Below are 18817 nucleotides of genomic sequence, written 5' to 3' on the forward strand. Positions count from 1 at the left end.
CTGACATGGCCGATAACGTCGTTTTTGAGAAAGAGATCATTAATCCGTTGGTCGACATCACCTCGTGGGATGATCACCAGTCAATTGTCGTCGGAGTTCATCGGAAATTCACGTTCAACAGCACCGCCGTTCAATGCCTGATCGAAATCCAGCAGCCAGACCCTGATTGCCTTGATGATTTCCGGGTTGAAGGTGATTTCACTGAAATCTGTGCAGAAGAAACAATTCATACAACCGCATCAGGCGCACGTCTTCTAGCGCAGGCACTTTTGGAGGCAGCGGATGTTGCTGAAAAGGCCATGGCGGGAGAAACAAGCCATGAATGAACTGATCCAAGATGCACAGCATGCAATCGCGACCCTGACACTCGAAACAAAAACCTTGCATCATGAGATATTCGAACTTCGCCGCGCACTGAAGTCGACCACGCAAAGCAGCATTCCAACATCAAATGAAATGGCGCTTCTTTCCCGGTCACAGCAAATCGGCATCATGGAAAGCCGCGCAAGGTGGGAAGAAATGCGCCATCAGCTACAGGTGATGACCAACCGTCTCGAATTTGCAAATAGTGAAATCGGACATTGGAATAACCGGATATTCTGGGAAGGGCAACCGCTGCCTGAAGAGCTTCCCGAACTGGCCTTGAGCGTTCGCCAACCTTGGGGCCACCGGATCCTGTTCGAAGGCAAAGACATCGAAAACCGGGACCGTCGCACCAAGGTGCGCGGCACGATCTTTGTTCATTCCGCTTTGACGATCGAGGAAGAAGGTCAGGAACTTGCCGAACGTTTGCGCTTGCCGGTCGGCGGACTGATCGGGACGATCGATATTGTTGATTGCGTATCGGAATCCGATAGCAAATGGTTCTTTGGCTCATATGGATATGTGCTGGCCAACCCGCGACCGATACCGTTCGTTCCCTGCCGTGGGATGCCCGGATTTTTCCGACCGGACGTGGATTGGGATTCCGTGAGGGCCACAGCATGACACGCCGCGCAACAGTGACAGAGACCGAATTAAAACGTGCACTTAAGGTCGCAACTTCGTGTGGCCTGATTATTTCTGAACTGGAAATGACGACCGACAAGGTCCGTATCAAATTCGGACCAATTGACGAACCGGAACTTCAAGCAGAAACTACCGGACCTTTAGCTTGGCCGGAGCTGGACGATTGAAGATCAAATTAGCGGGACTTTGGGCAGAGAAATTGCCTTCGGGGCAGGTGCGTTATCGCGTGCGCGTCGAAGGCAACCCGTCCAGAAAGATCCGCTTGCACGTCGCTCCGGACCATCCGGCTTTCATGGAACACTACCACGCGGCGCGGGCGGGGATCGAATTGCCACCCGAACCGGATCTGGTTGATCGCACTGTCCGTCATTCACTGGCATGGCTGGTAAATGGCTACCTCGCACATTTATCCGACATGGTAAAAACAGACCAGGCATCGCCTCTGACCCTAAATCAGCGCGAAAGCCTTTTGCGCGAAATGCTGTCAATGAAGACAGACAAAGGCGAGAGTTATGGCGATTTTTCCATGCGAATGCCGTCCAGCCGCATGCTATCAATCCGAAATGGACTGATGAAAACGCCCGGAAAGTCGGCCAACATGGTCAAGGCCATTCGGGGCCTATATAAATGGGCCTTTGAAGCTGGCCACCTTGAAACCAACATTGCGCGAGATATCTCCAAACCCCGGATGACCAGCAAAGGTGCCATTGCGTGGACCGTTGATGATTTGCGCAAGTACCGCACCACCCACGTCCCCGGTACCGCAGCCCATCTATGCCTGACACTATTCATGTTCACGGCCTGCCGGATCAGTGATGCATACCGCCTTGGTCGCGGCAATGAAGTTCTGATCGATGGTGAACCTTGGCTTGCCTGGCATCCCAAGAAAAAGGGTTCTGCGTTTGTCGAGATTCCAATGCTTCCGCCTTTGTTGAAGGCAACCAGAAGAATGACGGTCATCGGGGAGAGCTACCTTATGACCGAATACGGTCGCCCCTATCAGTCTGCAGAAGGTCTGCGCAACCGCTTTAAAAAATGGTGTGTTGATGCCGGTTTGGGACATCTGTCAAGCCACGGGATCAGGAAGGCCGCAGGCACATTGCTTGCCGAAGAAGGATGCACGACATACGAGATCATGAGCATCCATGGCCATAGCGAAGCAAAAACATCCGAAATATACACAAAAGCCGCCAGCCGAAAGAAGCTGGCTCAAACCGCCATGCGCAAATTGGAAGGCATGGAATGGTAAAAGTGCCCCACGACGATTGTTTTCGTGGGGCACTTTCCGCTTAAATCATTGAATATCAACGATTATTTTTAGGGATGGTAGGCCCGGAGGGACTTGAACCCCCAACCAGACCGTTATGAGCGGTCGGCTCTAACCAATTGAGCTACGGGCCCCCAAGGGGAATGGAAAAGACCGCGCCAATCGTTTGGCGCGGTCCCGAAAACTAGCGATTTTCGGGCCAAGGTCAAGCCAGAACCTCGCAAGATTTTTTAATAATCGAGGAATGAACGCAATTTGCGCGAGCGCGACGGATGCTTGAGCTTGCGCAGCGCCTTTGCCTCGATCTGACGGATACGTTCGCGGGTCACGGAGAACTGCTGCCCAACCTCTTCGAGGGTATGGTCGGTGTTCATGCCGATCCCGAAACGCATACGCAGAACACGTTCTTCACGCGGTGTAAGCGATGCCAGAACGCGCGTGGTGGTTTCACGCAGGTTGGCCTGGATCGCAGCATCAAGCGGCTGAACGGCGTTCTTGTCCTCGATGAAATCGCCAAGATGGCTGTCTTCCTCGTCCCCGATCGGGGTTTCGAGCGAGATTGGCTCCTTGGCAATTTTCAGAACCTTGCGAACCTTTTCAAGCGGCATCTGCAGTTTTTCTGCCAGCTCTTCCGGGGTCGGCTCGCGACCGATTTCATGCAACATCTGGCGCGAGGTACGGACCAGCTTGTTGATGGTTTCGATCATGTGAACCGGAATACGGATCGTACGGGCCTGATCGGCGATGGAACGCGTGATCGCCTGACGGATCCACCAGGTCGCATAGGTCGAGAATTTGTAACCACGGCGGTATTCAAACTTGTCCACCGCCTTCATCAGGCCAATATTGCCTTCCTGAATAAGGTCGAGGAACTGAAGACCGCGGTTGGTATATTTTTTGGCAATGGAAATCACGAGACGCAGGTTGGCCTCGATCATTTCCTTTTTCGCACGTGCCGCTTCGCGTTCGCCCTTGTTGACGACACCGTAAACACGGCGGAATTCACCAATCGGCAAACCGACTTCGGCCGAAACACCGCCAACCTGTTCACGCAGCTGCGCGATTTCATCCGGGTAGCGTTCGATAAAGGCTTTCCAGCCCTTGCCCGGCAATTCGCTGACGCGTTCCATCCAGTTCGGGTCGAGTTCATGCCCCTGATACTGTTTGACGAAATCGGGACGCTTGATCTTGCAACGGTCGGCAAAACGCAGAAGCTTGCCTTCAAGGCCGAGCAAACGGTTGTTCAGGCCGGTCAGGTGATCAAGCAGCTCCTCGATCCGGAAGTTGTTCAGATGAACATCTTCCATCAGGTCGACCATCTCGCCCTTCAGCTTGGCATAACGTTTTTCGGTCGCCGCCGGAACGCTTTCGCCCTTGTTCATCGCGACAAGGCGCTGTTCCTGTGCCTTGTGCAATTTCTCATAGGTTTTGGCGATCAGTTCGAACTTCTCAAGAACCTGCTCGGTCAGTTCCTCTTCCATTTTGGAAAGCGAAACGTTGACCTGTTCGTTCTCGTCATCGTCCTCATCGTCGCCATCACCTTCGCCTTCAGAACCCTCGGAATCTTCGTCCGACTCTTCTTCGTCGTCGTCCTGTTCTTCCTCGTCGCTGGCTGGCGCACCGGTCGGTTCTGGCGTTTCGGTTTCCGCTTCTTCGTCTTCGTCGGCATCGGTTTCGACGGCGGCTGCCTCGAAATCATCGCCTTCGGTTTCTTCGGCTTCGTCACCTTCTGCGGCTGCGATCTCCGCATCCGGACCACCACCATAAGTGGTTTCCAGATCGATCACATCGCGAAGCAGAAGATTGCCAGCCTGAAGCTGGTCATGCCAGTTGACGATCGCGCGAATGGTCAGCGGGGATTCACAAATCCCGCCAATCATCATGTCACGGCCAGCCTCGATACGTTTGGCAATGGCAATTTCGCCCTCGCGCGACAGCAGCTCGACGCTGCCCATTTCACGCAGATACATACGGACCGGATCATCGGTACGGCCAACATCATCTTCAGAGATATTGCCGCTCGGATCCGAGTCTTTCTCGTCATCGTCGTCCGAGTCGTCCCCATCTTCACCATCGATAACATTGATGCCCATCTCGTTGAGATTGCTCATCACGTCTTCGATCTGCTCGGAGGAAAAATGCTCCGACGGCAAGGCAGCGTTCAATTCATCGACCGAGATGTGGCCTTTCTCTTTGCCCTTGGCAATGAGCTTCTTGATGGCCGCTTTATATGTATCGAGAAGAGGTCCGTCTGCGGTTTCAGAAGAGTTCTTTTTCTCTTCAGCGTTCGAAGTCTTAGACGACATCTATTCCCCGTTTCCCGCTGGGTACAGTTCGTACCGTTGTTATCCCAAGCACTGTTTTGCTCAGCGCAAATCACAAATAGCCCGAACGCCGATCCCGCACACAAACGCATGCATCGATCAGTCGTCGAGCTTAAACACTTTTTCCCGGCGCCGGGCCAGATCGTCGCGTCTATGCGAAAATCTTTCCCATTCTTCCTCGCTGATATCTGCTGCCAACTGTCGGACGGCGTATTTTGCCTCTTCGTCCTCCAGGGAGCTTACAGCCATAGAAAAAACCTGTTCCCAACCCGCGCGAGCCCGTTCGAGCGGCGTTTCGGGCCTAGCGAAAGCGGCGTGCGCCAAAATATCCGCACCTACCACCCGCAAAACTGTCTCTGACAGCCCGTCGCGCTCCAAATGGGCCTTGATTGCATCGGAATCAAGTCCGGGATCACCGTCAAGGAGCTTTAAGACGGCACGACGAAGATTGTCAAGTTCGGAGTCAGCACAAGAGTAGATTCCGAGCCGTTCGCCAACATCATCATGCAAATGCGGATGATTGATCAGCGTCACCAGCAAAATGCAATCCTGTAGGCTCCGTCGCTTATGCATGGGCGGACGCAACATCCCCGGAACAGCTTTGCCCGCTGGTTCCCAGAAATAGTCTTTTTTTCCGCCCTTGCCACCCCTGGCAAATTTTTTGTTCTGGTATGTCCCACTACTGCGCGCGGTGCGCCCTGCTCCGCCTGTGGTACGATCCCCCTTGAACAACTGCCAGATACGATCACGAAACATCGACTGGTATTGCGATCTGACGGCATCATCACCGATTGCCGAAATGCGTTTCTGAATATCGGCCTCAAGGGCGGCACGGCGTTCCGGTGTATCGGTTGCCCGCCCGGCAACCTCCATACGCCAGACCAGTTCGGCCAGCGGCACCGCCATATCGAGGATCTTGCGGAAATTGGCAAAACCGTTTGCCCCGGCCATCAGACTATCGGGGTCTTCGCCCTCTGGCAGGATGGAAAACAGCAATGATTTCCCTGGACGCAGAATCGGAAGCGCACGTTCCGCGGCACGCACCGCAGCGCGCTTACCCGCGGCATCACCATCAAGGCACAGGATCGGCTCGTTGGTCATTTTCCAAAGCTCGCCGATCTGCTCCTCTGTGACCGCAGTTCCAAGAGGCGCCACTGCCCCGCGGAAACCGGCCCGATGAAGGGCTATCACATCCATGTAACCCTCGGTCACGATGATCGGCGCATCCTGCTGGCTGGCTTCACGCGCCTGAGGCAGGCCATAAAGGAGCTGGCCTTTGTGAAACAAGGGTGTATCAGGGCTATTCAAATATTTCGGCTTGGTGTCACCCATGACACGCCCGCCAAAAGCGACGACCCTGCCACGCCGATCAAGGATCGGAAACATCACACGCCCACGGAATCGGTCATAGGTCTGGCGTCCCTGATCTTCGGGCTCGATCAGAAGACCCGCCTCGATCATCAGGGACTCGTCAAAGTCCTCGCGCTTGAGGGCAGCCTTGAGCGCCCCGCGGTTATCGGGCGCAAAGCCCAGTCGAAAATCGGCAATCGTTTTGTCATCAAGCCCGCGACGACGAAAATATTCAAGCCCTTCGCGGCCTTCGGGCATATGAAGCACGCGTTCGTAAAATACACAGGCTGCTTCCATCACTTCGTAAAGTGTCTTCGCCTTTTTTTCACGTTCCTGGGCTTCACGGGATGGTTTGGGAACATCCATGCCGACCTGATTGGCCAGCACTTCGACTGCCTCGACAAAGGTCAGGCCACGCGTATTCATCACGAAACTGATCACGTCGCCATGCGCGCCACAGCCAAAGCAGTGATAAAAACCCTTTTGTTCGTTGACCGTGAAAGACGGGGATTTTTCGGAATGGAACGGACACAGACCAGAATATTCCCGACCGCGTTTGATCAGCTTCACCGACGTACCGACAATATCCGCCAGTCCGACGCGTGCCCGCAGATCGTCAAGAAACGACTGGGGAAAGCTCATGATTGTCCCGATCCCGTGATCATGTTGATACCAAATCCCATCCTACCCTTTTATTGTTCCACTGTCTGGAATCCGGGCTTAGGGACGACGAAAGCCGGACGATTTTACACGCCCGGCTTCCATTAAAAATAGCTATTCTCGAAATCAGCCGAGAAGTTTTTTCGCAACACCGCCGGCTTTGCCGAAATCCATGCAGCTGGCGTATTTTTCGCGAAGTGCTGCCATCGTCCGGCCCATATCCTTCAGGCAGGTCGCGCCAAGGTCGGTAACCACACCTTTGACAGCCGCCTCGATTTCATCATCAGACATCTGTTTGGGCAGGAACCGCTCAATCACACCGATCTCTGCGGCTTCCTGTGCCGCCAGTTCGGGGCGATTGCCCTTGGTGTACATTTCGATGCTTTCGCGACGCTGTTTGACCATCGCCTGCAGCAGGGTCAGGATTTCCTCGTCGGAAATGCCATCGGTGTTCCCCTCGCCGCGTGCCGCAATATCGCGTTCCTTGAGTGCTGCCAGGATCAGGCGCACGGTGGTCACGGATACGGCATCCTTCGCAAGGACGGCCTTTTTCAAAGCGTCTGTAAGCTGCGATCGCAGCATGGCTTATCTCTGATTCTGTGGAAGAAAGGAGCGAACATACCCCAAAAGCGCCATCTAGGCAAAGAAAACCTTTCCATTTAACTTATTGATTTAAAAGGAAAAATAAAAGTTTGGATGCATCCTTGACAGGGCAGCACGACTCCCGTAGACATCCGCCAATTTGCCTGCCGGGATGAGGTTTTTACCCGCTTTCAGCATATTGTACCGACGTCTTTTGGCGTTCCGGTAGATGCGACTGGGGATACCTTGCCATGTCCGCATGCCCGATATGCAGGGGAATTGGGCCGTTTTTCTCGGCCTGCTCGTAATTATTATATATAAAGACTCCGTGTCTCACCGTGGAAAGATCGAAAGGACATTCGCCAATGTCAGCGCCCACGCACACCCCGCCTCCTGGTGCTTCTGCCGTTCTGGTACTTGCCGATGGTTCTGTTTTCTGGGGACGAGGCGCCGGTGCCCGAGGAGAGGTTGTTGGTGAAGTCTGCTTCAACACCTCAATCACGGGCTACCAGGAAATCATGACCGACCCGTCCTATGCCGGGCAGATGATCACTTTTACTTTCCCCCATATCGGCAATGTCGGCACCAATGACGAGGATATCGAAAACACCACCCCCGTCGCCCTTGGCTGCATCCTGCGCCAGGACATTACCGAGCCGTCCAACTACCGTTCACAAGGTCATTTCAATGACTGGCTGGCAAAACATGGCCGGATCGGCATTGCCGGTATAGACACCCGCCGCCTGACCAAACGCATTCGTAACGAAGGCGCACCGAACGGTGTGATCTGCCACAACCCGGATGGCAAGTTCGACATCGATGCCCTGATCGCCAAGGCCAATGAATGGCCGGGCCTTGAAGGCATGGACCTTGCCAAGGACAATAGCTGCACCGAAGGCTATGACTGGGATCAGACGCTTTGGACCCGCGAAGGCGGTTACGGCGAACTGGGCAATGCCAAACACCATGTCGTTGCCATCGATTACGGTGTGAAACGCAACATCCTGCGCAATCTTGCCGCCCTTGAATGCAAGGTATCGGTTGTTCCGGCAACGACGTCCGCCGAAGAAATCCTTGCGATGAACCCTGATGGGATTTTCCTGTCGAACGGCCCCGGCGATCCGGCGGCAACCGGCGAATATGCGGTTCGGACCATTAAAAAACTGATCGACAGCGGCAAACCGGTTTTCGGCATCTGCCTTGGTCATCAGATGATGGCACTCGCCCTTGGTGCGAAAACCAAAAAGATGGATGTCGGCCATCGCGGTGCGAACCATCCGGTGAAGGACACCACAACCGGTGTCGTCGAAATCACCAGCCAGAACCACGGCTTTGTCGTCGACAAGGACAGCCTGCCCGACAATGTTGAAGCAACGCACTTCTCCCTGTTTGACGGATCCCTTGCCGGGCTTCGCCTGAAAGACAAGCCGGTCTTTGCGGTTCAGTACCATCCCGAAGCATCCCCGGGACCGCACGATAGCCATTACCTGTTCAAACGTTTCGTTGGCCTGATCGAAGACGCGAAAGCCTGATAGCGCGACGACATCAGCGACAAGCGATTTACGGACTTAATTTCGGGCGGTGCAGCAATCGCGCCCGCCACGCCAAAAGCGGAAAAAGACATGCCGAAACGTACAGATATCAAATCCATCCTTATCATCGGTGCCGGCCCGATTGTCATTGGTCAGGCCTGCGAATTTGACTATTCCGGTGCACAGGCCTGCAAGGCCCTGAAGGAAGAAGGCTATCGCGTCATTCTGGTCAACTCGAACCCGGCGACGATCATGACCGATCCGAATCTGGCCGATGCGACCTATATCGAACCGATCACGCCTGAAATGGTTGCCAAGATCATCGAAAAGGAACGCCCGGATGCCCTGCTGCCGACCATGGGTGGTCAGACAGCACTGAATACCGCGCTGGCACTTTATGACGATGGCACGCTTGATAAATATGGCGTCGAGATGATCGGTGCGAAAAAGCACGTGATCGAAAAAGCCGAAGACCGTCAGCTTTTCCGCGAAGCCATGGACAAGATCGGCCTTGAAAGCGCGCGTTCCGCAATGGTCCGTACCTTTGAAGAAGCCGTTGTCGCCCTTGAAACCACCGGACTTCCGGCCATTATCCGGCCAAGCTTCACCCTTGGTGGTGAAGGCGGCGGCATTGCCTATAACCGCGAAGAATTCGAACAGATCGTTCGTAATGGTCTGGCGATTTCGCCGACCCATACGGTTCTGGTCGAAGAATCCATTCTTGGCTGGAAAGAATATGAGATGGAAGTCGTCCGTGATCACGCGGATAACTGCATCATTATCTGTTCAATCGAAAACGTCGACCCGATGGGCATTCATACCGGGGATTCGATCACCGTTGCCCCGGCCCTGACCCTGACGGACAAGGAATACCAGATCATGCGCGACGCCTCGCTGGCGGTCCTGCGCGAGATCGGTGTGGATACTGGCGGTTCGAACGTTCAGTTCGCGGTCAACCCCGATGATGGCCGCCTGATCGTCATTGAAATGAACCCGCGCGTGTCGCGTTCGTCTGCACTGGCGTCCAAGGCGACCGGCTTCCCGATTGCCAAAATCGCGGCCAAACTGGCTGTTGGTTACACGCTTGACGAACTTGATAACGATATTACCGGCGTGACCCCGGCCTCGTTCGAGCCGACCATCGATTATGTCGTCACCAAAATTCCGCGCTTCACCTTCGAAAAATTCCCGGGTGCCCAAGCGCTTCTGGGGACTGCGATGAAGTCGGTTGGCGAAGCCATGTCGATTGGCGGCTCGTTTGCCGAAAGCCTTCAGAAAGGCCTGCGGTCGATGGAAACCGGCCTGACCGGTCTGAACGAAGTGAAAATCGAAGGTGCGCCGGACAAGGCCGCGATCCGCGCAAAACTGACGCAACCGATGCCGTTCCGCATTCTTTATGCGGCACAGGCATTCCGTCACGGTCTGACTCTTTCGGAAATCCAGTCGGCGACCAAGTTTGACCCATGGTATCTGCGCCAGGTCGAAATGCTGGTTGCCGAAGAAGAACAGGTTCGTGCCAAAGGCCTGCCTAAGGACAAGCAGGAAATGCTGCGTCTCAAGAAACTCGGTTTCTCGGACGCGCGTCTCGCGGAACTGGTGGGCATGGAAGAAGACGACGTTCGCGCGATCCGTCACGCGATGGAACTTCGCCCGGTTTATAAACGCATCGATACCTGTGCCGCCGAATTCCCGTCACGCACGTCTTATATGTATTCGATTTACGAAGGCGACGGTTTCTTTGAACCGGAAAACGAAGCCGAAGTCACCGATCGCAGGAAAGTCATCATTCTTGGCGGTGGTCCGAACCGTATCGGTCAGGGCATCGAGTTCGATTATTGCTGTGTGCATGCGGCCTATGCGCTTCGTGAAGTCGGTATCGAGGCCATCATGGTCAACTGCAACCCGGAAACGGTTTCCACCGACTATGACACTTCGGACCGCCTGTATTTCGAACCACTGACGGCCGAAGACGTGATCGAACTTTGCCAGCTTGAGCAAAGCAAAGGCGAACTTCTGGGTGTGATCGTTCAGTATGGCGGCCAGACCCCGCTTAAACTGTCAGCCGCCCTTGAAAAGGCCGGCATTCCGATCCTCGGCACCAGCCCCGACAGCATCGACCTTGCCGAAGACCGCGACCGGTTCCAGGAACTGATCCACAAGCTGGGCCTGAAACAGCCGGCCAACGGCATTGCCCGTTCGGTCGACGAAGCCGTCAAGATCGCCGAAGGCATCGGTTACCCCATCGTTATCCGCCCAAGCTACGTACTGGGCGGCCGTGCGATGGAAATCGTTCACACCACCGAAGACCTGCTGCGCTACATGACCGAAGCCGTTCAGGTTTCGGGCAAAAGCCCGGTTCTGATCGACAGCTTCCTTCAGGATGCGATTGAAATTGATGCCGACGCGGTTTCGGACGGCGAAAATGTCTTTGTCGCGGGCATCATGCAGCATATTGAGGAAGCCGGTATCCATTCCGGTGACAGTGCCTGCTCGCTACCGCCCTATTCGCTCGGTCAGGACATGATTGATCGCCTGAAAGAACAGACCGTGCAACTGGCCAAGGCGCTTGATGTTGTTGGTCTGATGAACGTGCAGTTCGCGATCAAGGGTGATGTGATCTATCTGATCGAAGTCAACCCGCGTGCCTCGCGTACTGTTCCGTTTGTTGCCAAGGCCACCGGCAACCCGATTGCAAAAATCGGCGCGCGCATCATGGCAGGCGAAAAGCTTTCGGACTTCAAGATCAACGAAGGTCCGTTCAAGCATATTGCGGTCAAGGAAGCGGTGCTTCCGTTCAACCGCTTCCCGGGTGTCGATACCCTGCTTGGCCCGGAAATGCGCTCAACCGGCGAAGTCATGGGCCTTGATACCGATTTCGGTCGCGCCTTTGCCAAGGCCCAGATGGCGGCGGGTCACGATTTGCCGCAATCTGGCAAGATCTTCATGTCAGTCAAAAACTATGACAAACCGGCCGCTGTTCAACTCGCACGCGACGCGATCGAGCTTGGCTTTGTGATTGTTGCGACGCATGGCACTGCCGAAGCTCTTGAAAAAGAAGGGCTGGACGTCACCCCGGTCAATAAGGTACAGGAAGGACGTCCCCATATCGTGGACATGATGAAGAACGGCGATATCAACCTGGTATTCAATACCACCGAGAGCAAACAGGCTGTGGTCGACAGTTTCTCGATCCGGCGGACGGCACTCAGCAACGATATTCCGTACTACACCACGATTGCCGGTGCCCGCGCCACCCTGCGTGCCATCGACAACCTGAAACGCGGAGCACTTGCAGTGCGACCCGTTCAGGAATATCTTGGGGACGAGTACTGAGGTTCCTTTTCGAACCCGTTCAACGAGTTTAGACCGCCCGGCGGTATCTGCCGGGCGGTCGATTTTGTAGTATCGATCGCTAATAAGAATAGGCTGTGAGCGCGATGGAAAAAGTACCTATGACCCCGCAAGGGCATCAGCGCCTCGAAGAAGAGCTGAAGCACCGCAAATCCGTCGAACGCCTTGAAATCATCAAGGCGATCTCGGAAGCGCGCGAGCATGGCGATCTCTCGGAAAACGCCGAATACCATGCCGCGCGTGAACGACAGAGCTTCTGCGAAGGTCGAATTGCCGAACTGGAAGATGTTCTTAGCCGCTCCGAAGTCATCGATATCAAGTCGCTGGCTGGATCGGTCGTCAAATTTGGCGCGACCGTGCATCTTGTCGACGAGGACACCGACGAGGAAACCACCTATCAGGTCGTCGGCCCGATCGAGGCAGATATCAATTCCGGTCGCATTTCGACAACATCCCCAATTGGCCGTGCGCTGATTGGCAAGGCTGTTGGTGAATCCGTAGAAGTTACCGTGCCTGGGGGCACGAAGAGCTACGAGATCCTGAAGGTCGAATTCGCCTGATCCGGTTATGATATCTTGCGAAAGTACGGCCCGATGTTTATCGGGCCGTTTTTTTTGATCCAAATACCCTGCACAAGCATTTGCCATGACACCTGACATCATCATTTCCCACGCCCGCCCGGAAGACAGCGTCCATGTCGCCGACATGTCCAATGCCCTGCATGTCGAACTTGATTACGACAATCCGCCCCATACGACCGAAAGCATCCATGAAATGATGTTCGGGCCCAAGGCACTGATCAAAAGCCTGATCGCATGGGATAGGCGTAGCGCTGTCGGACAGGCGATCGTTCAGCCGTTCTATAACCCGGATTATTCAAAAATCGGGTTATGGATGACCGAACTTTATGTTGTGCCAGACATGCGTTCGGAAAAAGTTGGCAACAAACTGATGAAGGCTCTTGGCAAATACGCCTTGGATCACGGCTATATTTCAATGTGGTGGTCCGTCCTGCATCGCAACCAGGCCGCCTGCCGGTTTTACGAACGGCTAGGCGCGCGTAACTCCGGCGCCCTGCAGTATGAAATTGATGGGGATGAGTTAAAGAACCTTGGCCAATAAAACCACTGATCATCAAGCACGTGACAAAGAATTGAATTCATAATATTTTTCGGCATTATTCTGAAATGATCGTTCTGGAAAGATCGAGAACACCAACAGCGTGCGACGCCCGGCCGGGGGGATAACGGGCGTCTCAAAGCGGAGCCAGTCACATGATTGGCTCCGCTTTGATTAACGACAAACCTGTTTCTGGCACGCAGACAAAACAAAACCGGCAACCTCGAAGGTGCCGGTTTTTATCTATCGGACTGATGCAATTCAGCTCAGTCCTCGGCCTCGATATCAATCGGAACGCCGGGCTGGCTTTTGGCGGTACGAATCGAAAGTGCCGATTTCACGTGATTGACGTTTTCCGCAACCGTCAGTTCGGTTGTCAGAAACTTCTGATATTCGTCCCAGCTGTGTGAAACGATTTTCAAAAGGAAATCCATTTCACCGGCAACCATATGACATTCGCGCACTTCCGGCCATGCCGCAGCACGGCCTTCAAAGGCGCGCAGATCATGTTCAGCCTGACTCGCAAGACCGACCAGCGCAAACACGGTTACATTATATCCAAGCGCCTGCGCATCAACATCGGCATGATAGCCCTGAATGAAACCGGCTTCCTCAAGCGCACGGACACGACGCAGACAGGGTGGCGCAGAAATACCTGCACGGCGTGCAAGTTCCACATTGGTCATGCGGCCATCTTCCTGGAGATCGCGCAGAATTCTGCGGTCGATCTTGTCGAGTTTGACCCGTTGCATTTATCCCTCGATTCTGTGCGCTGAACTTACCCCGGACGAAACAATATTACAGGGGGCCAGTACGCTGGCAATAATATATTCGGCAGCAGAATGCAATCTGCCCTTTTGTAACGCGTACAAATGCACTGCACAATTTTGTATCAAAACGTTGCAAACCGCTATTTTCCGCCAATCGGAATGTCAGGCTGAAAAGCATCATCGGACACCGTTCCAAAAACCTTGCAAAACATCGTGCGAGGCGGTTGCGCAATGCCATATCACCCCATATGTTCGAAACCTGTTTTTCACCGACCACAATATGCAAAGCACATGGCCCAGGAACATAACACCAAAGTCCTCATCATCGGATCCGGCCCGGCCGGTTACACAGCAGCGATTTATGCTGCACGCGCCAATCTGGAACCCATGATGGTTATGGGCCTGCAACCAGGTGGTCAGTTGACGATCACGACGGATGTTGAAAACTATCCCGGCTTTGCCGATGTCATCCAGGGCCCGTGGCTGATGGATCAGATGAAGGCGCAGGCCGAGCATGTCGGAACCAAAATGGTTCACGACCTGATCACCGAAGTCGACTTTTCGAAACGCCCCTTCGTCTGCAAAGGCGATTCGGGTGATGTCTATGTTGCCCAAAGCGTGATCATTTCAACCGGTGCACAGGCCCGCTGGCTTGGCCTTCCGGGCGAAGAAAAATTCAACGGTCGCGGTGTTTCCGCATGTGCCACCTGTGACGGATTCTTCTATCGCAACAAACCGGTTGTGGTGGTTGGCGGCGGCAATACCGCGGTTGAAGAAGCTCTTTATCTTGCCGGGATCTGCTCGAAGGTGACGCTCGTGCATCGTCGCGACGAATTGCGCGCGGAAAAAATGCTGCAGGATCGCCTGCTGAAACATGAAAAAATCGACGTGGTCTGGGACAGTGTCATCGACGATATCCTTGGCGGAGACGGCCCGATGGATGGTGTTGAAGCTGTTCGCGTGTGCAATGTCAAAACCGGCGATCTGACAGACATCACCGCTGACGGGTTCTTTGTTGCGATCGGTCATGATCCGGCGACTGCCGTGTTCAAAGGACAGATCGACATGGATGACGAAAATTACATCCTCGTTAAACCGGGCAGCACCACAACCAATGTTCAGGGTGTCTTTGCCGCAGGCGACGTTACCGACAAGATTTACCGTCAGGCGGTTACCGCAGCAGGCATGGGGTGCATGGCAGCTCTCGAAGCCGAAAAGTTCATTGCCGAGCACACCGAATAAACACGGCAACACGAGAACCAGATATGATAAAGGGGTGCTCATGGTGCCCCTTTTTTCTGTGCGTTACCCGGAAATACAACCTTGCTCGCAATGCACGAATACGCTGTTTCCGGGCAATCCCCTGAGTTCATTTACGAATTCGGCGTGAACGAAATCACCACTTTCGCAATTGGTTGCTTGCAGATCGCGTCAAAGGCCTCATATTGATCTAATGATATCAGTTTGGAAGCAATTCCGCATGCGGCTTAACAGTGTGGAAACCAAATGCTTCTAAGAAGAAGATAAAGAAGTATCAGGGGACTGTTGCGGCAATAGCGCGACAGTGACATTAGGAGCAGGTCTATGGACTGGGACAAGCTGCGTGTTTTTCACGCTGTTGCGGAAGCGGGAAGCTTCACACACGCGGGGGAAAATCTCAATCTGAGCCAGTCGGCTGTCAGCCGGCAGATCAGCGCACTTGAAGAAAGCGTCAAGGTGCCGCTATTCCACCGTCACGCCCGCGGCCTTATCCTGACCGAGCAGGGTGAACTTCTGTATCGCACGGCCCATGATGTGTTTGCCAAGCTTTCCATGGCCGAAGCCCGAATTCGCGAATCCAAGGAACGCCCCAGCGGTCCGCTGAAGGTCACCACCACGGTCGCCTTTGGCTCAACTTGGCTGACACCGCGGATCAACGAATTCCTAGAACGCTATCCGGAAATCGAATTGTCGCTGGTACTCAACGACGAAGAACTCGATCTTGCCATGCGCGAGGCCGATGTTGCGATCCGCATGCAGCCCCCACGTCAGGCTGATCTGGTGCAGCGTCAACTGATGACGCTGCGTTATCATGTCTTCGCATCCCCCGAATATATCAAGCAGTTCGGCATTCCCAAAAAGCCCGAAGACCTGAAAGATCATCGCCTGATCATTTATGGTGCGGATGCGCGCCCGCCGGTTTCCAACGTCAACTGGATGATGGCCGTCGCCCAGCAGTTCAAACCGGACATGCGGCCGATCCTGAAGCTGAACAATATCTATGGTATCTTCCGTGCGACCGAGTCCGGGCTTGGTATTTCAGCCCTGCCCGATTACCTGCTACCCGCCGACAGCAATCTGGTCCGCATTCTGCCGGAACTCGAAGGGCCAAGTTTCGATGCCTATTTCGTTTATCCCGAAGAACTGCGCCATTCCAAACGCATTGCGGTGTTCCGTGATTTCCTGATCGAGGAAATCAACAAGGTCAAAGCAAAAGTGAATGCCGCCGCCGCGGCTGACTAACGCAAACGGCACCAAGAGAATCCAAAGCCCCGCACCAAATCTGGTTGCGGGGCTTTTTTCTTGCGTCTCAACGAAACAATACAACCTTTGATTTACAGCACCCCACACGATGACATACCGACGACGGCCAAACCTGAGCGCGCATTAGCAAATCACTGACATGATGCGCAGGTTTATCAGGATGCAAAATCGGGCCTTTCAAGAAAACGCAGTCATAATAGCTTCAATTTACTGACATTTTTTCGCCATGCACTGAGCGCATGGTTGGATTGTCGTTATTCTATTTTTAAGCGTAAGATCATATGCGTATATTCACATCAGAAGTTGTTAGCGACCGCAAACGCGAAGAGCGCTTTCATCTTTTCCTGATCTCCGCATGATCCGTCCGCCGAAACGTTATTCGGCTTGGAATCTTCCTTGGATTCCTCGTCTCCCAGACGTTAAAGCCTCCCTGTTGATCTTGCCGGTAGCTTCCCCTAGCTACCGGCTTTTTTTTCGCATTCGCACAATTAAGCGGCAGTAAACTGATCAAAAGATTGGGAACAAGCGCATTAGAATCCATAAATATTTTATATATTTCAGTTACTTATAGGAAAAATTTTCGCAGCCCAAGATTTATGCAATTTACGCATGGCTGAATGAGCAATTTGACAGTGGTGTTTCCCGTCAAAAACGCTATCTTCCTCTTCGAACCGCAGCGGTGAACAACCGCATCGCGGTACAGAGTTTTCTCCCTGACCGAATTTCGGTCTTTGCCGGGCGCCCTGCCCGGCATACCCAGGGCCCTGAGAAGGGTCCTACGTCTCCCAGACGTGAAGCCTCCCTGATAAACTTGCCGGGCATTCATTTGCCCGGCTTTTTTTTGCCCTGACGATATCTTCACCATCAACACGCGCAACTGTGACCCGTTGCAACCGTCTTCACCTTGGCAGTCACACTGAAACCACGCAGTATGAAGCTTGCGCGGATATGCGCCTGGTAATCGGGGATAAAAATCATGCAGAAAAATATCGGTCAGTTCCTGTTTGGCAAACCGGCACAGGATCAACTGCCAGACCGTGTGCGTGATGCAATCGCCCATCAGCAGCAAGGCAGCGAAAAACTGATCGGCTGGGTGCAGCTCTTGCTGGTGACGATCTTTGCGACCCTTTACGCCGTCTCTCCCAAAACATTCATGAACACAGGAATTCATCCTGTCCCATGGGCTTTGGGACTATATTTCCTGTTCACCTTTATCCGACTGGCACTGTCTTATCGCAGCAGCCTGTCAAACTGGTTCCTGACCCTGTCGGTTATTGTCGATATTGGTTTGCTGATGGTCCTGATCTGGAGCTTCCATATCCAGTATATGCAACCGGCAAGCTTCTATCTCAAATCGCCGACCATGATCTATGTGTTCATCTTCATCTCGCTGCGAACCCTGCGGTTTGACCCGCGTTATATTTTGCTGGCGGGCGCAACGGCGGCAATTGGCTGGCTGATACTGGTATTCTATGTGATCTGGAGCGAACGCGGCCAAAGCATGATCACGCGGGATTATGTGACCTATCTGACATCCAATTCGATCCTGATCGGGGCCGAGATCGACAAGATCATTGCCATTGTTCTGGTATCAACCGTGTTGGCGATTGCAGTTTTGCGCGCACAACGTTCGTTCACCCGTGCCGTCACAGATGAAATCGCGGCAAGCGAGCTGTCACGCTTTATCTCGCCCGAGGTCGCCGCGCGCATTACCCACGCAAACCAGCAAATCAAACCTGGCGATGGTGAAGCCGCAAGGGCCACCATCATGTTTACCGATATCGAGGGGTTTTCCGGCGTTTCCGAAAAGCTGAGCCCGCAAGAACTTGCTGCAATGCTCAACGAATATTTCGCCGCGACCAGCAATGTGATCAATAAACATGGTGGCGTGATCACCCAGTTTCAGGGCGACGCAATGCTGATTACCTTCAACGCGGTAAAAGCCGATCCCGACCACGCATTAAACGCAGTACGGACAGCAATCGATATCACACGGGTCTGTACTGAAACCACATTTTGCCATGGCGGCAGGCTCAAAACCCGTTGCGGGATCAATACCGGCGATATCGTGATCGGTGCGGTTGGATCGGAAAACCGTCTGACCTTCACCGTCCATGGTGACAATGTCAATATTGCCGCCCGGCTGGAACAGCTAAACAAACAATATGGCAGCTACATCCTTGCGACCGAGGATACCGTCAGGGCCTGCGAGGAAGGTTTTGCCTGGCAGGCGCGCGGTGAAGTCACCGTGCGTGGGCGCGAAACGCCAACACCGATCTTCAGTCTCTAGGGTCAGGCCCCACAAAGAAAAAGCGCGCGGCGGGCGATTTG

General features: G+C 53.9%; 15 protein-coding genes and 1 tRNA gene. 11 read left to right on the forward strand and 5 right to left on the reverse strand.

Going from position 1 to position 18817, the window contains the following annotated elements:
* The first annotated feature begins 5 nt into the window (after nucleotides 1-5).
* The 4 genes from ABIE64_RS10950 to ABIE64_RS10965 are packed head-to-tail and all read left to right on the forward strand — an operon-like array spanning nucleotide 6 to nucleotide 2257.
* Nucleotides 6-326 carry a hypothetical protein gene (locus ABIE64_RS10950; RefSeq protein ID WP_354377459.1) on the forward strand — a complete coding sequence of 107 codons (321 nt, stop codon included), beginning with the start codon at nucleotides 6-8 and terminating at the stop codon, nucleotides 324-326.
* Nucleotides 319-987 (forward strand): ASCH domain-containing protein, encoded by a 669-nt coding sequence (locus ABIE64_RS10955; protein WP_354377460.1) that lies wholly within the window; start codon nucleotides 319-321, stop codon nucleotides 985-987. The genes ABIE64_RS10950 and ABIE64_RS10955 overlap by 8 nt, the downstream gene beginning before the upstream one ends.
* Complete coding sequence (locus ABIE64_RS10960) at nucleotides 984-1175, forward strand: hypothetical protein (protein ID WP_354377461.1); 192 nt, start codon at nucleotides 984-986, stop codon at nucleotides 1173-1175. Before ABIE64_RS10955 ends, ABIE64_RS10960 begins: the two co-directional genes overlap by 4 nt.
* Nucleotides 1172-2257, forward strand: coding sequence for a site-specific integrase (locus ABIE64_RS10965; RefSeq protein ID WP_354377462.1), 1086 nt, complete (start codon nucleotides 1172-1174; stop codon nucleotides 2255-2257). Before ABIE64_RS10960 ends, ABIE64_RS10965 begins: the two co-directional genes overlap by 4 nt.
* 75 nt (nucleotides 2258-2332) lie before the next feature.
* On the opposite strand, the gene ABIE64_RS10970 is transcribed toward ABIE64_RS10965, so the two are convergent.
* The 4 genes from ABIE64_RS10970 to ABIE64_RS10985 form a co-directional block, all read right to left on the reverse strand.
* Nucleotides 2333-2409, reverse strand: a tRNA-Ile gene (locus ABIE64_RS10970).
* 96 nt (nucleotides 2410-2505) lie between these two features.
* Nucleotides 2506-4581 (reverse strand): RNA polymerase sigma factor RpoD, encoded by a 2076-nt coding sequence (gene rpoD / locus ABIE64_RS10975; protein ID WP_354377463.1) that lies wholly within the window; start codon nucleotides 4579-4581, stop codon nucleotides 2506-2508.
* A gap of 117 nt (nucleotides 4582-4698) precedes the next feature.
* The gene (gene dnaG, locus ABIE64_RS10980) at nucleotides 4699-6591 is read right to left on the reverse strand and encodes a DNA primase (protein WP_354377464.1); all 1893 of its coding nucleotides are present in this window, start codon (nucleotides 6589-6591) and stop codon (nucleotides 4699-4701) included.
* Between the two features lie 144 nt (nucleotides 6592-6735).
* Complete coding sequence (locus tag ABIE64_RS10985) at nucleotides 6736-7191, reverse strand: GatB/YqeY domain-containing protein (protein WP_007089847.1); 456 nt, start codon at nucleotides 7189-7191, stop codon at nucleotides 6736-6738.
* A 365-nt stretch (nucleotides 7192-7556) separates the two neighbouring features.
* On the opposite strand from ABIE64_RS10985, the gene carA reads away from it, so the two are divergent.
* The 4 genes from carA to ABIE64_RS11005 all read left to right on the forward strand — a co-directional run bounded on the left by carA (nucleotide 7557) and on the right by ABIE64_RS11005 (nucleotide 13196).
* Complete coding sequence (carA, locus tag ABIE64_RS10990; RefSeq protein ID WP_110252748.1) at nucleotides 7557-8723, forward strand: glutamine-hydrolyzing carbamoyl-phosphate synthase small subunit; 1167 nt, start codon at nucleotides 7557-7559, stop codon at nucleotides 8721-8723.
* A 90-nt stretch (nucleotides 8724-8813) separates the two neighbouring features.
* On the forward strand, nucleotides 8814-12056 hold the full coding sequence (carB, locus tag ABIE64_RS10995; protein ID WP_354377465.1) for a carbamoyl-phosphate synthase large subunit: 3243 nt from the start codon (nucleotides 8814-8816) through the stop codon (nucleotides 12054-12056).
* Between the two features lie 104 nt (nucleotides 12057-12160).
* Nucleotides 12161-12634 (forward strand): transcription elongation factor GreA, encoded by a 474-nt coding sequence (gene greA / locus ABIE64_RS11000; RefSeq protein WP_007089850.1) that lies wholly within the window; start codon nucleotides 12161-12163, stop codon nucleotides 12632-12634.
* Between the two features lie 85 nt (nucleotides 12635-12719).
* Complete coding sequence (locus ABIE64_RS11005; RefSeq protein ID WP_063093133.1) at nucleotides 12720-13196, forward strand: GNAT family N-acetyltransferase; 477 nt, start codon at nucleotides 12720-12722, stop codon at nucleotides 13194-13196.
* A gap of 263 nt (nucleotides 13197-13459) precedes the next feature.
* Here ABIE64_RS11005 and ABIE64_RS11010 read toward each other — a convergent pair whose 3' ends face one another.
* Entirely contained in the window at nucleotides 13460-13945 is a 486-nt protein-coding gene (locus tag ABIE64_RS11010) for an Lrp/AsnC family transcriptional regulator (protein WP_354377466.1), read from the reverse strand.
* A 309-nt stretch (nucleotides 13946-14254) separates the two neighbouring features.
* On the opposite strand from ABIE64_RS11010, the gene trxB reads away from it, so the two are divergent.
* The 3 genes from trxB (at nucleotide 14255) to ABIE64_RS11025 (ending at nucleotide 18776) form a co-directional block, all read left to right on the forward strand.
* On the forward strand, nucleotides 14255-15205 hold the full coding sequence (gene trxB / locus ABIE64_RS11015) for a thioredoxin-disulfide reductase (protein ID WP_354377467.1): 951 nt from the start codon (nucleotides 14255-14257) through the stop codon (nucleotides 15203-15205).
* 342 nt (nucleotides 15206-15547) lie between these two features.
* Nucleotides 15548-16465 carry a LysR family transcriptional regulator gene (locus tag ABIE64_RS11020; RefSeq protein ID WP_007089855.1) on the forward strand — a complete coding sequence of 306 codons (918 nt, stop codon included), beginning with the start codon at nucleotides 15548-15550 and terminating at the stop codon, nucleotides 16463-16465.
* 997 nt (nucleotides 16466-17462) lie between these two features.
* Nucleotides 17463-18776: an adenylate/guanylate cyclase domain-containing protein gene (locus ABIE64_RS11025; protein WP_354377468.1), complete on the forward strand. Its 1314-nt coding sequence runs from the start codon at nucleotides 17463-17465 to the stop codon at nucleotides 18774-18776.
* The last annotated feature ends 41 nt before the right edge of the window (nucleotides 18777-18817 follow it).

The sequence above is a fragment of the Thalassospira sp. MBR-102 genome, assembly GCF_040549275.1.
GTDB classification, from domain to species: Bacteria; Pseudomonadota; Alphaproteobacteria; order Rhodospirillales; family Thalassospiraceae; genus Thalassospira; species Thalassospira xiamenensis.